The organism is Nocardia sp. 2TAF39, from assembly GCF_052114905.1.
Taxonomy (GTDB): Bacteria; Actinomycetota; Actinomycetes; order Mycobacteriales; family Mycobacteriaceae; genus Nocardia.
In genome coordinates, this window is the sequence record NZ_JBFRFQ010000015.1 from 19,966 (window position 1) to 34,758 (window position 14,793).

The 14,793-nt window shown below is 67.9% G+C and carries 16 protein-coding genes; 5 read left to right on the plus strand and 11 right to left on the minus strand.

Going from position 1 to position 14,793, the window contains the following annotated elements:
- Positions 1-109: 109 nt before the first annotated feature.
- Entirely contained in the window at positions 110-691 is a 582-nt protein-coding gene (locus AB4Z47_RS11665) for a PPA1309 family protein (RefSeq protein WP_441950232.1), read from the plus strand.
- Positions 692-694: 3 nt separating this feature from the next.
- Here AB4Z47_RS11665 and AB4Z47_RS11670 read toward each other — a convergent pair whose 3' ends face one another.
- Positions 695-1,720 (minus strand): YlbL family protein, encoded by a 1,026-nt coding sequence (locus AB4Z47_RS11670; protein WP_441950233.1) that lies wholly within the window; start codon positions 1,718-1,720, stop codon positions 695-697.
- Positions 1,721-1,846: 126 nt separating this feature from the next.
- On the opposite strand from AB4Z47_RS11670, the gene AB4Z47_RS11675 reads away from it, so the two are divergent.
- The 3 genes from AB4Z47_RS11675 (at position 1,847) to AB4Z47_RS11685 (ending at position 5,606) form a co-directional block, all read left to right on the plus strand.
- A complete protein-coding gene (locus tag AB4Z47_RS11675) occupies positions 1,847-3,253 on the plus strand; it encodes a zinc-dependent metalloprotease (protein ID WP_441950235.1) in 1,407 nt (468 codons plus the stop codon).
- 85 nt (positions 3,254-3,338) lie between these two features.
- Entirely contained in the window at positions 3,339-4,214 is an 876-nt protein-coding gene (locus AB4Z47_RS11680) for a hypothetical protein (protein ID WP_441950237.1), read from the plus strand.
- 48 nt (positions 4,215-4,262) lie between these two features.
- A complete protein-coding gene (locus AB4Z47_RS11685) occupies positions 4,263-5,606 on the plus strand; it encodes an ABC1 kinase family protein (protein WP_441950239.1) in 1,344 nt (447 codons plus the stop codon).
- Positions 5,607-5,668: 62 nt separating this feature from the next.
- Here AB4Z47_RS11685 and AB4Z47_RS11690 read toward each other — a convergent pair whose 3' ends face one another.
- From AB4Z47_RS11690 to AB4Z47_RS11725, 8 genes are all read right to left on the minus strand, one after another.
- Positions 5,669-6,070, minus strand: a complete 402-nt coding sequence (locus AB4Z47_RS11690) for an NUDIX hydrolase (protein WP_441950241.1) — start codon at positions 6,068-6,070, stop codon at positions 5,669-5,671.
- Positions 6,071-6,116: 46 nt separating this feature from the next.
- Positions 6,117-7,325 (minus strand): NupC/NupG family nucleoside CNT transporter, encoded by a 1,209-nt coding sequence (locus tag AB4Z47_RS11695; RefSeq protein WP_441950242.1) that lies wholly within the window; start codon positions 7,323-7,325, stop codon positions 6,117-6,119.
- Between the two features lie 464 nt (positions 7,326-7,789).
- On the minus strand, positions 7,790-8,113 hold the full coding sequence (locus AB4Z47_RS11700) for a WhiB family transcriptional regulator (protein ID WP_441950243.1): 324 nt from the start codon (positions 8,111-8,113) through the stop codon (positions 7,790-7,792).
- 137 nt (positions 8,114-8,250) lie between these two features.
- Positions 8,251-8,589: a hypothetical protein gene (locus AB4Z47_RS11705; RefSeq protein ID WP_441950245.1), complete on the minus strand. Its 339-nt coding sequence runs from the start codon at positions 8,587-8,589 to the stop codon at positions 8,251-8,253.
- A gap of 113 nt (positions 8,590-8,702) precedes the next feature.
- Positions 8,703-10,850 carry an ATP-dependent DNA helicase UvrD2 gene (locus AB4Z47_RS11710; protein ID WP_441950246.1) on the minus strand — a complete coding sequence of 716 codons (2,148 nt, stop codon included), beginning with the start codon at positions 10,848-10,850 and terminating at the stop codon, positions 8,703-8,705.
- A 136-nt stretch (positions 10,851-10,986) separates the two neighbouring features.
- On the minus strand, positions 10,987-11,463 hold the full coding sequence (locus AB4Z47_RS11715; RefSeq protein ID WP_441950248.1) for a MarR family winged helix-turn-helix transcriptional regulator: 477 nt from the start codon (positions 11,461-11,463) through the stop codon (positions 10,987-10,989).
- A 9-nt stretch (positions 11,464-11,472) separates the two neighbouring features.
- Positions 11,473-11,895 (minus strand): EVE domain-containing protein, encoded by a 423-nt coding sequence (locus AB4Z47_RS11720; RefSeq protein ID WP_441950249.1) that lies wholly within the window; start codon positions 11,893-11,895, stop codon positions 11,473-11,475.
- The gene (locus tag AB4Z47_RS11725; RefSeq protein WP_441950251.1) at positions 11,892-12,308 is read right to left on the minus strand and encodes an SRPBCC family protein; all 417 of its coding nucleotides are present in this window, start codon (positions 12,306-12,308) and stop codon (positions 11,892-11,894) included. The genes AB4Z47_RS11720 and AB4Z47_RS11725 overlap by 4 nt, the downstream gene beginning before the upstream one ends.
- 117 nt (positions 12,309-12,425) lie before the next feature.
- On the opposite strand from AB4Z47_RS11725, the gene AB4Z47_RS11730 reads away from it, so the two are divergent.
- Positions 12,426-12,656, plus strand: coding sequence for a mycoredoxin (locus AB4Z47_RS11730; RefSeq protein WP_441950536.1), 231 nt, complete (start codon positions 12,426-12,428; stop codon positions 12,654-12,656).
- Between the two features lie 35 nt (positions 12,657-12,691).
- Here AB4Z47_RS11730 and nudC read toward each other — a convergent pair whose 3' ends face one another.
- Positions 12,692-13,597, minus strand: a complete 906-nt coding sequence (gene nudC / locus AB4Z47_RS11735) for an NAD(+) diphosphatase (RefSeq protein WP_441950253.1) — start codon at positions 13,595-13,597, stop codon at positions 12,692-12,694.
- Positions 13,598-13,641: 44 nt separating this feature from the next.
- Positions 13,642-14,697, minus strand: coding sequence for a potassium channel family protein (locus AB4Z47_RS11740; protein ID WP_441950538.1), 1,056 nt, complete (start codon positions 14,695-14,697; stop codon positions 13,642-13,644).
- Positions 14,698-14,793 lie beyond the last annotated feature (96 nt).

Sequence of the window (14,793 nt, forward strand, 5' to 3'; positions counted from 1 at the left end):
TCTACGGAAATCGGACACGGTGCAGCTGCCAGGGTTGCGCTTGCCGCTCGCGACGACCGATCACCCGGGTTCGTGACCGTCCGGGACGCCGGTTTGATTGGATGTTTCCGTGACCGCAGACCTGCACGCCGAACTCGTCCTCGCCCGTTCCGTCCGGGAGGTGGCGGACTTCGTCGACGCCGAGGGTTGGGGTCGGCCGCCGCAGATGTTCGCGCTGGTGCCCACCGCCGATCTGGTCGCGGCCCAGCCCGAGCTGATAGATCAGCTCGACGCCGGAGACGAGCTCACTCCCGTTGCCCAGGAGGCGTTCCCGGATGATGTGACCGGCGGGTCGATGGCGCTCGACGAGTTCCTGGCCACCACGAGCTGGCCCCCCGCCGTTCGGGGCTGTGTGCTGGTCCAGGAGATCGTGGTGCTGCCACCGGCCGCCGAGTCCACGCTGGACGACGCGTTTGCCCCGCTGCTCGCCGACCACGAGGCAGCCGACGCGGCCGCCCGGGCCGCCGCCGAGGCGCATCCGGAGCGCAGGGAGGCGCGGCTGTTCGCCGCGGCGCTGCGCGACGGAGCCTCGCTGTGCCTGCTACAACTGCGTCCCGAGGACGACGCCGACGACTTCGGCGACCTCGACCTGCGCACCTACCCGAACCTGGCGCCGAACCTCATCGAGGCGCTGCACCACACGCTGGAGTGAGGCTCACCCGCAGCTGACGGTGTCCTTGCCCGCGTTGACGTCGTTGAGCGATTGCACTGCGCCGGTGAGGTTCTCGACCTTCACCAGCCGCAGACCGTCCGGGTTCCGCTGTTCGGCCTCGTTGCAGTTGGCGGCGGGGACCAGGAAGGTCTCCGCGCCCGCCGCACGCGCGGCCATCATCTTGTACTGGATGCCGCCGATCGGACCGACCTTGCCGTCCTGATCGATGGTCCCGGTGCCTGCCACGAACTTGCCACCGTCCAGCTCACCGGGCGAGAGCTTGTCGATCAGCGCGAGGCTGAACATCAGGCCTGCCGAAGGCCCGCCGATGTCCGCGAGGTTGAAGGCGACCCGCATGGGCGGGCGCGCGCCTTCGCCCGGCGTCACCCCGAGGTAGCCCTTGGTCGCGTCGTCGGGGCGGGCGCCGAGGCTGAGCGTCGCGGTCTGCTCGGCGTTGTCCCGCCGGTACACCACGGTCAGTGGGCTACCGGGCGCCTGCGACGACACCGCGGTGACGACGTCCTTGGGCTCGCTCATGGGCGCGCCGTTGATGCTGAGCAGCTCGTCGCCGGCACGCAACACCCCGTTGGCCGGGCCGTCGTCGGAGACCTTCCGCAGCAGCACCACAGTCGGCAGGTTCAGGTAGTGCAGCGCCGCGACCTCGGCATTGCCCTCGGAGTCCTTGAAGTCCTGCTGGTTGGACTTGTCGATCTCGTCACGCGACACGCCGGGCGGGTAGACCTCCGCGCGCGGCACCAGACCGTGCTTGCCGCTGGCCCAGAAGCCGAACGCCTCGAAAATGCTCAGCCCGTCGCGCACCGCCACCGTGGTCATGTTGAGATGCCCGGTGGTCGGATCCACCTGCGCGCCCTTGACGTCCACGACTTCCTTGCCGTCCACCTCACCGAGAGTGTTGAAGGTGGGACCGGGGCCGAGTGCGACGAACGGCACAGTGAGCACGCTGCCGAGGACACCCAGCACGAGCACCGGGATCAGAGCGGCCACGAGAGTGAGGATCCGACGATTCACCTGCACCACAGTAGTGATCGTCGCCGCCGCGGGCGGCGCAGGCGGCCATTTCGCCGTCGCGCGCGTCCTCCGATTTCGCGCCGCGCGAACATCGGGACACCGTGCTTCACGCGTAACGTAAGGGATATGAGTGACCTCCCCTTCGGATTCTCGAACCGCGACGACGACGATCGCAAGCGCGGCGACGAGCCGAGCGGTCCGGGTCCGAACGATCCGCTCGGCTTCGGGATCGGTGGGTCCGGCGCGGGCGGGTTCGACCCTGCACAACTCGGACAGATGCTGACCTCGCTGGGGCAGATGCTCAGCGGCATGGGACAGCCGAGCTCGGGCCAGGCCGGCCCGGTGAACTACGACGTCGCCAAGCGACTGGCTCGCCAGCAGCTGGGCTCGACTGTGGCGCCGGTGTCGTCGAGCACAACGAGCGCGGTGACCGACGCCGCGCACCTGGCCGAGCTGTGGCTGGACGGCGCGACCACCCTGCCCGCAGGTGCCACCAAGACCGTCGCGTGGACCGCCAACGACTGGATCGAGCAGACCCTGTCCACCTGGCAGCGGCTGTGCGATCCGGTGGCCGAGCAGATCTCCGGGATGTGGACGGCGTCCCTTCCCGCGGAGGCCAGGGAGTTCGCCGCGCCGATGGTCGGCATGCTCGGTCAGATGGGCGGTCTCGCCTTCGGCTCGCAGCTCGGTCAGGCGCTCGGTCAGCTCGCCAAGGAGGTGCTGACCTCCACCGACATCGGTCTCCCGCTGGGGCCCACCGGCACCGCGGCGTTGCTGCCGGCGGCGATCTCGGAGTTCAGTGCGGGCCTGGAACAGCCGGAGAGCGAAATCCTGGTGTTCCTCGCCGCGCGTGAAGCGGCCCATCAGCGACTGTTCGCGCACGTGCCATGGCTCCGCCAGCAGGTGCTCGGCGCGGTCGAGGACTACGCGCGCGGCATCCGCATGGACTTCTCCGCGCTGGAGCAGGCCGCACAGGGCATCGACCCGATGGCGCTGGCCGATCCGTCGAAACTCGAGGAGATCCTGGCGCAGGGCACGTTCGAGCCGCAGAACACGCCGGAGCAGAAGCAGGCGCTCGAGCGCCTGGAGACGCTGCTCGCGCTGATCGAGGGCTGGGTGCAGGTCGTGGTCACCGACGCCGTCGGCGATCGGCTGCCCGGCGCGGGCGCGCTGGCCGAGACGCTGCGCCGGCGCCGCGCCACCGGCGGCCCGGCCGAGCAGACCTTCGTGACCCTGGTCGGCCTGGAGTTGCGTCCGCGCAAGCTGCGCGAGGCGGCGGCGCTGTGGCGCAGGCTCACCACCGACGCGGGCATGACCGCGCGCGACGGCGTGTGGGCACATCCCGATCTGCTGCCGGATACGAATGACCTGGACTCACCCGCCGGCTTCATCGACTCGGTGATCGGCGGCGGGACCACGGCGTTCGACGATCCGCTTGCGCAACTCGCCGAGACCGAGGCGCGCGAGCAGGCCGAGCGCGAGCAGCGCGACAGCGGCCCCGATCTGGGAAAGGGTGGCGGCACGTCCTCCTGAGCCGCCCTGTTGATAACCAAAACCCTGTGGATAACCACGGGTTTGGGGGCGAGTCGCGCAGCGCGTGGTTTGCATACTTCTGACCATGACAACGATGTGTCGCGGCCCGAGGCTTCGGCCGAGGGTGACCGTACTGGTGCGCCCTACCGGCGTGGTCCAGCTCGGGTGGGACCCGGAGACCGCCCTGGTGCTCGGCCCCGAGGACATGGACGGCGAGACCGTGCTCGCGTTCCTGCGCCTACTGGACGGCCTGCGGACCCGGCCACAGATCATCTGGCGCGCCGGGGAATGCGGTATCGATCCCGAGCGCGCCGTGGCGCTGCTCACTCTGATCGACGAGGCCGGTCTGCTCGACCACCCCGAGGATCGGGCCGGGCGGGTCCGGGCGGTGCGTGTGCACGGGCTCGGCCCGCTGTCGGACGCGGTCTCGGCCGGATTGCGCACACTCGGGGTACGCCCGACCCGCTCGCGCGACCATTCGCCCGACGCGGCGGCGGTGCGCACGTGGCGGTCCGACCTCGTGGTACTCGCCGACGCGCTGATGCCCGACCCACGGCTGGTCAACGACCTTGTGCTGCACCGGATTCCGCATCTACAACTACGCATCCGGGACAACAAGGGCGTCATCGGGCCACTTGTGCTACCCGGCGTCACCAGCTGCCTGCGCTGCGCGGACCTGATCCGCGCCCAGAACGACGCCGACTGGCCACACCTGGCCGCCCAACTGCTTGGCCGGGTGGGCCATGCCTCCCCCGCCGGCATCGCTGCGACGACCGCGGTCGCGCTCGGCGAACTCGAGGCGATATTGGATTGCTCCCCGCGCCGCGCACCGGCCACGCTCAACGCCACCGTGGAGTTGGATCTGGATTCGCATGTCCTCGACCGACGCGCGTGGGCTCGCCACCCCGACTGCGCGTGTGCCCATGTTTCCGCTGGTCTCGCCGCGGGAAGTAGCGAGTGATCAAGATTGCCATGGCAAATCCACAGGTCCGTCCGCCATGATGGGTACGTGTCTGAGATCGTGCGCCGTCCTGCGTCCCGAAATGCCAAGCTGGCCAAGATTCCGCTGGGCATCGCCGGGCGGGCCGCCGTGGGGTTCGGCAAGAAGCTCGCCGGAGGCGACAAGTCCGCGATCAACGCCCAACTCAACCAGAAGGCCGCCCAGCAGTTGTTCACCATCTTGGGTGAACTCAAGGGCGGCGCGATGAAGTTCGGGCAGGCGCTCAGCGTGATGGAGGCCGCGGTCCCGGAGGAGTTCGGCGAGCACTACCGCGAGGCGCTCACCAAGCTGCAGGCCGCCGCGCCGCCGATGCCGGCCGCGACCGTCCACCGCGTGCTCGACCAGCAGCTCGGCACCCAGTGGCGGCGGCGCTTCCGCGAATTCGACGACACTCCGGCCGCGTCGGCCAGCATCGGCCAAGTGCACAGGGCGGTGTGGTCGGACGGGCGAACAGTCGCGGTGAAGGTCCAGTACCCGGGCGCGGACGAGGCGCTGCGCGCGGATCTCAAGACGCTGTCGCGGATGACCGGTCTGATCGCGTCGGTGATCCCGGGCTCGGATGTGAAGCCGATCCTCGCCGAGATCACCGAGCGCACCGAGGAGGAGCTGGACTACCGCAACGAGGCGGCCAACCAGCGTGCCTTCGCCAAGGCTTTCGACGGGCACGGCGAAATCGTGGTGCCGAAGGTGGTGGCGAGCGCTCCGAAGGTGATCGTCACCGAATGGTTGGATGGCACCGCTGTTTCCGCGATTATCGCGCGGGGCGCCGAGGATCCGGTGGGCACCCGCGCGCTGCGCAATCGCGTCGCGGGTCTGATGGGCCGGTTCCACTTCTCCGCCCCTGAGGTCGTCGAACTGCTGCACGCCGACCCGCACCCCGGCAACTTCATGATGCTGCCCGACGGCAAGCTCGCGGTCATCGACTTCGGAGCATGTGCGCCGATGCCCGGCGGCTTCCCGCCGGTGCTCGGCCGGATGCTGGCCTTGGCGGTCGAGGAGCGCTTCGCCGAACTCACCGAGCTGATGTACGACCACGGCTGGGTAATTCCCGGGCGGGTCGTCACCCATCAGGAGATCGCCGACTATCTGCGGCCGTTCACCGACCCGATCCAGACCGACTCGTTCCACTTCACCCGCAAGTGGATGCAGCAGGTGGCGGGCAGGGCCTCCGACATCTCCAGCGCTGAGATGAAAACCGCACGGGCACTCCAGCTTCCGGCCGAATTCGTGATGATCTTCCGGGTCCTCGGCGGGTCCGTCGGCATCCTGGCCCAACTCGACGCCGAGCTGCCGTTCATGCAACTCGTGCGCACCTGGATGCCCGGATTCCGTGCGGAACGCACCGCCTCCTGAACCATCGCGCAGCTCGATGCACAAGCATCGACGTATGCACATCAGCGGTCGATGGTATTCGGTCAGTGGAGTCGGCCGGTGTGGTGGAGGTGGTCGAAGATGAGTTGGTCTACGGGTGAGACGCGACCGCGGTCGGCATAGGTGAGCCAGACGACTTCGTCGATTTCGCTGCTGGGGGTGGGTGTCCCGTGGCTGTCGGCGGTGTAGCAGGTCATCTGGACGGTGACACCGCCAGGGTGGCCGTGGGCTCGGGCCTGGAAGGTTCCCAGGTGGGTGGCGGTGGTGGGGACGATGGTGACGGCTAGTTCTTCGTCGATCTCTCTGGTGAGGGTGTCGAGGTCGGTCTCGCCGGGTTCGCGTTTGCCGCCGGGGATGTAGTACACGTCCTTGCCATGTGAACGGGTGCTGAGGATCCTGCCGTCTTTCAGGTGGATCCAAGCGATCTTGTCGATCACGGTGTTCATCCTCGTGTCCTCGTCGATGGGTGTCCGTGGGTGGGGTGCACCGGTGTCAGCTGAGCAATCCGACGATGGTGGCACTGAGGAAGCTGACCAGGGTGGCGGCGTAGAGCAGGCGTAGGCCGTTCTGCGCGACGACCACACCCTGCTTCTGCTCCAGACTACGGACAGCGCCGACGACGATGGCGATGGTGGAGAAGTTGGCGAACGACACCAGGTAGGTGGACACGATAGCGAGTGAACGCGGGGACAGCCCCTGCTGCTGATGCAGCTGCTGCATGGCAACCATCTCGTTCGACACCAGTTTGGTACCCATGAAGCGTCCGGCCGCGGCGGCCTCGTCCCACGGCACGCCGGTCAGATAGGCGATCGGGGCGAAGATGTGACCCATCACGTCCTGGAATGTGGTGCCGTGGAACAGTGCGGCGAAGATCCCGTTCACCATCGCCAACAGGGCGATGAAGCCGATCAGCATGGCCCCCACCGTGAAGGCGACCTTGAATCCGACGAGGATGTATTCGGTGAGCATTTCGAAGAACGACTGCTGTTTACGGCTTTCGGCGATATCGGCGGCGAGTAATTCGGCATCGTCGTCCGGACTCACCGCGTAGGGATTGATGAGAGAGGACACCACGAACGCGCCGAACATGTTGAGCGCGATGGCGGCGATGACATACCGGGCGTCGATGAGCTGCATATAGGCCCCGAGGATGCCCGCGGACACGGTCGACATCGCCGACGCCGCGAGGGTGAACATCCGCTGCGGCGGGATCTGCGCCAGCATGCCGCGCAGCGAGATGAAGACTTCCGACTGCCCGAGGATGGCCGCGGCAACCGCATTGAACGATTCGATTTTGCCGAACCCGCTCAGCCACGACAGCAGCAGACCGAGATATTTGATGATCAGCGGCAGCACGCGGATGTGTTGCAGGATGCCGATCAACGCCGACACGAACACAACCGGCATCAAGACCGCGAAGAAGAAGGCGGGGCCGTTGGCGCCAGCATTCATCAGATCGCCGAATACGAAAGCGGTTCCCTGCGCGGCATATTCGAGGATGTGCTGGAACCCGTCACGGATCACCCGGATCACCGCCGTGCCCGCGCCCGTCTTCAGCAAGACGAATCCGAGCCCGAACTGGACAGCCAGCAACACCGCCACCCGGCCGAGTTTGCCGCCCGCGGCCCGGCGATCCGTGCTCGGCAGCCACGCAAGCAGCAGAAAGGCCAGCAGACCAAGTATCCCGATCACATAGTGCACGCGCATCTCCACCGAACCGGCCGCAGAACCATCCCTGAGCCAAAAGCATTGGCGCACACGCTACCGACGGCTGCACAGTTCGGCGAGTCGTCCGTGCGCTGTGCGTTCCGGATCACACACCGTCGACCCGCACCAAGTTGCCAGGCCGCGGGTTGCTCTTGTAAGACTCGCACTCGACAGGGTGGGGAGACGGTTTGTGGTTTGGGGTTCGGGCCGGAATTCGGGCGGTGCTCATGGGGTTGCGCCTCGACGGAGCTGAGGGTGGAACGCAGACGAGCCGCTCACCAAGCACCGGTGAGCGGCTGGTCTGCTTTCTCGTTCGTTGGCTCGGCCCGCGTCGGAACCGACCGACTCGAGCACATCGACCGGAGGGAGGGAAGTCACTTCCCAGCTCACGCTGTATCCATCACAACGTGAGCTGGGCCCTGCGTGATTGCGCCAGCTGCCGTCTCCGGGCCTGACGCTCACGCTGGGATCGCGACCTTGCGCGGACGGCCGCGCGGGCGCTTGCGGGCGATCACGACACCCTGGTCGAAGATCTCACCGCCCCAAACACCCCACGGCTCACGCCGATCCATGGCCGCGTTCAGGCAGCCCTTGCGGATCGGGCAGGTCGCGCACAGCGCCTTGGCCTGCTCCAACTGGACCGGGCTCTCGGCGAACCAGAGGTCCGGATCTCCTGCGCGGCAAGGCAGGACCTTGGTGACCTCCCGGGTCCGGGTAGTCGACGCCACGGCTCGGCATGTCACGTCAGTAGCGGCTTGTGGCCAACCCTGTGCGGTGAACACGTCGTTCTCCTTCAACTCGTTTGCAGCGGTTCGTTTCGTTGTGTCGCGAAACCGGTGCCGGTGGCTGAAGGGCCGAAAAATATTGGCCACGGTTTCGCTTCGTGCGATCCGTGGCCAGGAGGTCGGGAAGGAGGTCCCTACCTAGGTCGACATCTGCGTCGAGTCCTGATCACGGTCGCTGGGTGTGCGGTGCGGAGGCGTGCTGCCCGCGGATCCGCCGGCTCGAGTCCGGCTTCATCCGTGACGGCGCCGACTGCTGCCTGGGCAACTGCCGGGTGCCAACCCACGCTGGGCTTGTCCTGGATGAGGGTGCGAATAGGCGCATGCATGGAGGCAGAATTCACCTGCGTTCCAAAGGCGCCGAACGCACCGATGCAGGACAGACCGATCCCCTGCAAGGCGAGGATCCCCCGGGAGGCCGCCATGGGCGCATTGACCGCAACGCCATAGGCGTTGAAGTTCACGATGTTGTCCATTGCTCTGCCTCCCTCCTGTACTCGTGGTGTGTCGGTAACGATGCGCGCCGAGATGACCTCCCAGTGCGTGACTCCCACCATATGCAAGTTCGCCTACGGCGACAACCTATTTTCTACCTGCGGTTTTGTGATCTAGATCGGAGCCGGGACGCGACGATCGCGAGAACCTCGGCGCCGTACTGGTCGAGCTTCTTCGCACCGATGCCCGGAATCGCGGCCAGCGCGGCGTCGTCGGCAGGTAGTTGTTCGGCGATCGCGGTGAGCGTGGTGTCGGTGAAAACCACGAATTCGCGCACCCGCAACGCTTCCGCCTTCTCCGCGCGCCACTCCTCCAGTGCGACAAGCAGTTCGGCGTCCAGCTCCGCCGGGCAGCGGCGGCAGCGGCCGAGCATGGTCGCGTAGGTGCCGATCAGCGGCTTGGCACACACCCGGCACGTCGGGCGGATGCCGTTCGATGTGGTGACCGGCGCCGCGACACGTGAGGCGGGCGAGTCGTCGGGGACGAGGCCGTTGAGGAACCGCGAACGCCGCCGGGTGCGCCTGCCACCCTCGTTCCTCGCCAACGCCCAGGACAGCCGCAGATGCTCACGCGCCCTGGTGACGCCGACATAGAGCAGGCGCCGCTCCTCCTCCAGCGCGGCCGCGTCGGCGACCGAGCCGTCGTCGGCGAGGACGTGCGCGATCGGCAGGGTGCCGTCGGACAGGCCGACGAGGAACACCGCATCCCACTCCAAGCCCTTGGCGGCGTGCAACGAGGCCAGCGTGACACCCTGCACCGTAGGTGCGTGCCTGGCCTCTGCGCGGGCGGCGAGTTCACGCAGCAGCCCGGTCAGATCGAGCCGGCCGTCGTGGCCGACCAGCTCCTCGGTCAGACGCACCAGGGCAACCAGCGAGGACCAGCGTTCCCGCGCCTGGGCGCCCGCTGGCTCGGTGGCGGTGAGGCCGAGCGGGGCCAATACCGCACGGACCAGCGATACCAGGGCGGTGCCGCTGCGCGCCTGGTCGGGCAGATCGTCGCGGGCCGTGGCCTGCCGCAATGCCTGCACAGCCTGCCTGACCTCGGCACGCGCGAAGAAACCCTCGCCGCCGCGCACCTGGTACGGGATGCCGCGTTCGGTGAGCGCCTGCTCGTAGCCCTCCGACTGGGCGTTGATGCGATACAGCACGGCGATTTCCGCGGCGGGCGTGCCGACATCGATCAACCGCTCGATCGCCTTCGCCACCGCGGCCGCCTCGGCGGGACCGTCGTCGTACTCGGCGAACGTCGGCTCAGGTCCGTCTGCCCGCCGACCGATCAACTGCAGCCTGGTGCCCGCGATGCGGCCGCGCGCCACCCCGATCACGCGATTGGCCAGCGACACCACCTGCGGGGTCGAGCGATAGTCGCGTTCCAGCCGGACCACGGTGGCCTCGGGGAAGCGGCGGGAGAAGTCGAGCAGATAGCTGGGGGTGGCGCCGGTGAACGAATAGATCGTCTGGTTGGCATCGCCTACCACGGTGAGATCGTCGCGGTCACCCAGCCAAGCGTCGAGTACTCGCTGCTGCAGCGGCGTAACGTCCTGGTACTCGTCGACCACGAAACTTCGGTAGCGGCCGCGGAATTCGTCGGCAACGGCCGGATAGTCCTCCAGCGCGGCGGCGGTGTGCAGCAGCAGATCGTCGAAATCGAGCAGCAGCCCGTCCGGCGTCGCCTTGAGCTTCTCGTAGCCCGCGTAGACGTCGGCCACTCGCATCGCGTCGTACGGAGTTTCGCGGCGGTGCTCGGCGACCGCGGCCGGGTAGTCCTCCGGCGCGATGAGCGAGGCCTTCGCCCATTCGATTTCGCTCAGCAGGTCGCGGACGCTGTCGGTGCCGCTGGAGAGACCAGCCCGGTTCGCTGCCTGCGCGACGATCGGGAACTTGCCGTCGATCAACCGCCATGGCACGTCGCCGACGATCTGCGGCCAGAAGTATTTGAGCTGCCGCAGCGCGGCCGCGTGGAACGTCCGCGCCTGGACCTGAGTCGCGTCGCCACCGAGACCGAGCGCGCGCAGGCGACCGCGCAACTCCCCCGCCGCGCGCGCGGTGAAGGTCACCGCGAGCACCTGGTCGGCCTTGATATGTCCTTCGGCCACCAGATAGGCGATGCGGTGGGTGATGGTCCTGGTTTTGCCCGTGCCGGCGCCGGCGAGCACACACACCGGACCGCGCGGCGCACGGACGGCGGCGGCCTGCTCGGGATCGAGGTCGGCGAGGTCGAGTGCGGGCACGCGGTCCATCATGACAGCGCCCACCGACACGCGCAGTCCCGCCGTGGCGAGCGGCGCAGGGTCGCCGTCGCCGGCATCGGCCCGCCCACCTGCTGCATTCTCCCTACGCCGGACCGAGGCCTTGCGCGCCCGCTCAGCCGCGGCCGGGTCAGCGCGTGCCGCGGTCGCGCAGCAACCGCAGGGCATCGGAGAATGCGCTGCCGTTCGGGCCGAGCGGGCCGAAGAATTCCTGATCGCAGGACTCGACTGCGCCTATCGCCCGATTCACCAGCACCGCACCGGCTTCGGTGGGCACCAGCGCTTTCGCCCGGCGATCGCCCGGATGGTCGCGGCGCTCGATCAGGCCCTTCTGTTCGAGCGTGCGCAGCACCTGGGAGGTCATCATCGGGTCGGTGGCGGCGTGCGCGGCCAGGTCACGCTGCCGCACCGGATCGTCGCGCCGGTCCGCGAGGTAGGTCAGCGAGGCGAGCAGCACGAACTGCACGTGCGTCAGATCGAACGGGGCCAGCGCCGCCCGCTGTGCGGCCTGCCACCGGTTGGTCACCTGCCACAGCAACAGGCCAGGACTCTCGTCGGCCTCGCGAAATCTGGTGCGCAGTCCGGCATCCGGCGCTCCCTCGTGCATCAACCTCCCTCACTCGTCCCGCATTGCCCGCTCGATCAGCGCGTAGTCGTGTGCGCTGAGTTCTACCAGGCCACGGCGCAGCACCATGCCCCAGTTCGGCACGCTGGTGAGATCCAGATCCGCGCGCAGCTCCTCGATAGGGATCTCCCGTACCCCGGCGCGATAGCTGACCGACCGGCGCCACGGCTGGAAGCAGCCGTCGGCCTGCGGGTCGGCCTGCCAAACCGGCCGGTCGTCGACGGTGCCGATCGCGGTGAACGAGCGCACCGCCGCACCTGCCCGTATGCCTTCGCGCGGCGAGTAGTAGACCAAGCCGTCACCGGGCCGCATCCGCTCCACCGCCGAGCGTTTGCCGTGGTTGGCCTGCGCGATGCCGAGCCGCACACCACGCAGGACGTGTTCGCGGGACACGACACCCAACCAGTACCTCACACCGCCACCCCCTCGGCGACAGCGACCAGTGCGTCGAGGTCGGGCTGCACGGACCTCGCCAGGTCGGCGCCGAGGATTTTCGTCCACAGCGCGCGCAGCGGCCCGTCGATCGCGACCGTCACCGCCGTGCGGCCTTCTGTGACGGCGACCTCGTGGGTGAAGGTCAGCCGTGCGCCGAACAGTTTCGACACGTCGACGAACTCGGAATCGGTGAGCCGCTCGATGACGAACCCGACCTTCGGGCCACCCTTCGGCTTCAACGTTCCGGTCGAGCCCTCGGCGAACGGGCCGCTCGAGCGCACCCACTCGGTGTCGGTATTCCATTCCGGCCAGGTGGCCATATCGGCCCAGCGTGCGAAGAATGCGGCGGGTGGCGCGGTCGAGGTGGCGCGCACGGTGGCGATGATCGTCATTGTTTTAGTATGCGCGCTTACTAAAATCGGTGCAAGCAGAGAGAATGTTCGAGTTGGAACAGTGAGCGGTCGTGCAACGTTGCACGGTGCGTGACTGACGCGAACCATGACCTGACGATGTACTCGACCACCTGGTGCGGCTACTGCCGCAGGCTGAAGAAGCAGCTGGACGAGTCCGGTATCAGCTATGTCGAGATCGATATCGAACAAGATCCGGCGTCGGCCGAATTCGTCGGCAGCGTCAACGGCGGCAACCACGTGGTGCCCACGGTGAAGTTCGCCGACGGTTCCACCGCGACCAACCCGTCGCTGGCGACCGTCAAGCAGACGCTCGCCACACTGTCCTGATCAGCCCACGCCGACCCGAACAGCCCGTGCGGGGCTCAGTCGATCGCCGCCCAGGATTCGACGATGGTGCGCGCGATGGAGATCGAGCCCGGCAGCAGTAGCCGCTGGCCTCGGCCCTGCGCCGACCAGTCCCCCACCACAAGGGCTTCGCGCACCTCGGCGCGGGTGAACCAGTGGGCTTCGGCGATCTCCCCGTCGGAGAAGGCCAGCGGCTGATCGGGATCGGCGACCGCGGCGAAGCCGACCATCAGCGACCGCGGGAACGGCCACGGCTGGCTACCCAAGTAGCTGATCTCGCGCACGTCGAGGCCGACTTCCTCGCGCATCTCCCGCTCGACGCAACGTTCCAGCGACTCGCCCGCCTCGACGAACCCGGCGAGCAGCGAGAACAGCGACTTCGGCCAGCTGTGCTGCCGGGCGAGCAGCACCCGCTCGCCGCCGTCGTGGATCAGGCAGATCACCGCGGGATCGATGCGCGGGAACTCCTCGTAGCCGCTCTCGGTGATCCGCGACCATCCGGCCTTGGACGAGGCCGTCAACGCGCCGTCCGCGCCGTTGAACCCAGCCTTGTCGTGCCAGTTCAGCAGTGCGATCGCGGTGGAAAGCAACCCGGCGGTACGGTCGTCGATACTGCCGCCCGCCAAGGCGCGCAGATCGGTCAGCGTGCCCTCGAGCTCCGGATCGCGCACCGCCCACAGGTGGATGCCGTCCTCGACACCCAGGAATACCGCGGCGGGGCTCGGCTCGGCGGACAGCTCGACAGCCGTAGCCATGACCAAGGCGCCATTGTCGAAGCGCACCTGCCCGCGCCGGTTGACCCGCAGCAATCTCGCCTGGCCCCAACCTTCCTTCAGCGCCTGGGCGTCGCCCCGGATCTCCTCGGCCCGGTCGATCACGGCACGGGACAGCAACGGAACACCATTGAGTTGAAAAGCGGGCACGATTCGAGACTATCGCCCGAGTTACCGGCCCGCTTGCGTCGGTGTCACTTGCCCACCCGGCGGATGTACAGCAGTTTGTCGCCCGCCTCGATCGCGTCGACCTCGGGCTCGCCGACACGCACCAACACCCCGGCACGCACCACCCCGAGCACGATGTCGCTGAGATGCCGTGGCGAGCCGCCGACCTCGGACGGCTCCACCTCGCGTTCGGCGACGGCGAAGCCGTGCTCAGGAGTGAGCAGGTCCTCCATCATCTCCACCACGGTCGGCGTGGTCGTCGCGATGCCGAGCAACCGGCCCGCGGTCTCGGAGGACACCACCACCGAGTCGGCGCCGGACTGCCGCACCAGGTGGGTGTTCTCCGCCTCCCGGATCGCGACCACGATCTTGGCGGCCTTGTTCAGCTCGCGGGCGGTCAGGGTGACCAGCACGGCGGTGTCGTCCCGGTTGGTGGCGACCACGACCGCGGCGGCATTCTGCACACCGGCCAGCCGCTGCACGTCGGCCTGGGTGGCCGACCCGTGCACCGTGACCAGTCCGGCATTCGCGGCTGCCTCCAACGCGACGACGTCGGTGTCGACCACGACGATGTCGGCGGGATGCACACCGTCACCGAGCATGGCGTCGATCGCGGTCCGTCCTTTCGTGCCGTATCCGACGACCACGGTGTGATTGCGCACGCTGTGCCTCCATCGCTGAATCTTGAAAGCCTGCCGGGAGCGTTCCGTCAGCACGCCGAGCGTGGTTCCGACGAGCACGATGAGGAACAGGATGCGCAGCGGGGTGATGATGACGATGTTCACCAGCCGCGCTTCGGCCGTCACGGGGGCGATATCACCGTACCCGGTGGTCGACAGCGACACCGTCGCATAGTAGAACGCGTCCAGGAACGACAGTTCATCGCCCGAGTTGTCGTGGTATCCGTGGCGACCGAGATACACCACCAGCGCGGACAGAAACAGCAGACTGACCGCGAACAGCACCCGCCGGGTCAGCGAAATCCATGGACTGGTCTGGATTTCCGGGATGCGCAGCACGCCGACCAATGCGAAGTGCGGCCGGCTCGACAGCTCGAGGCCACGTGATCGGTCACCGAACACCGGACCCACCCGTCTTATCGTCGGCCATCTCCGGCGTTCCTCGTCCCTCCGGCACGATGTTTATCTTTGCAGCGCCTGCGGCACTGCGTGTTCGCG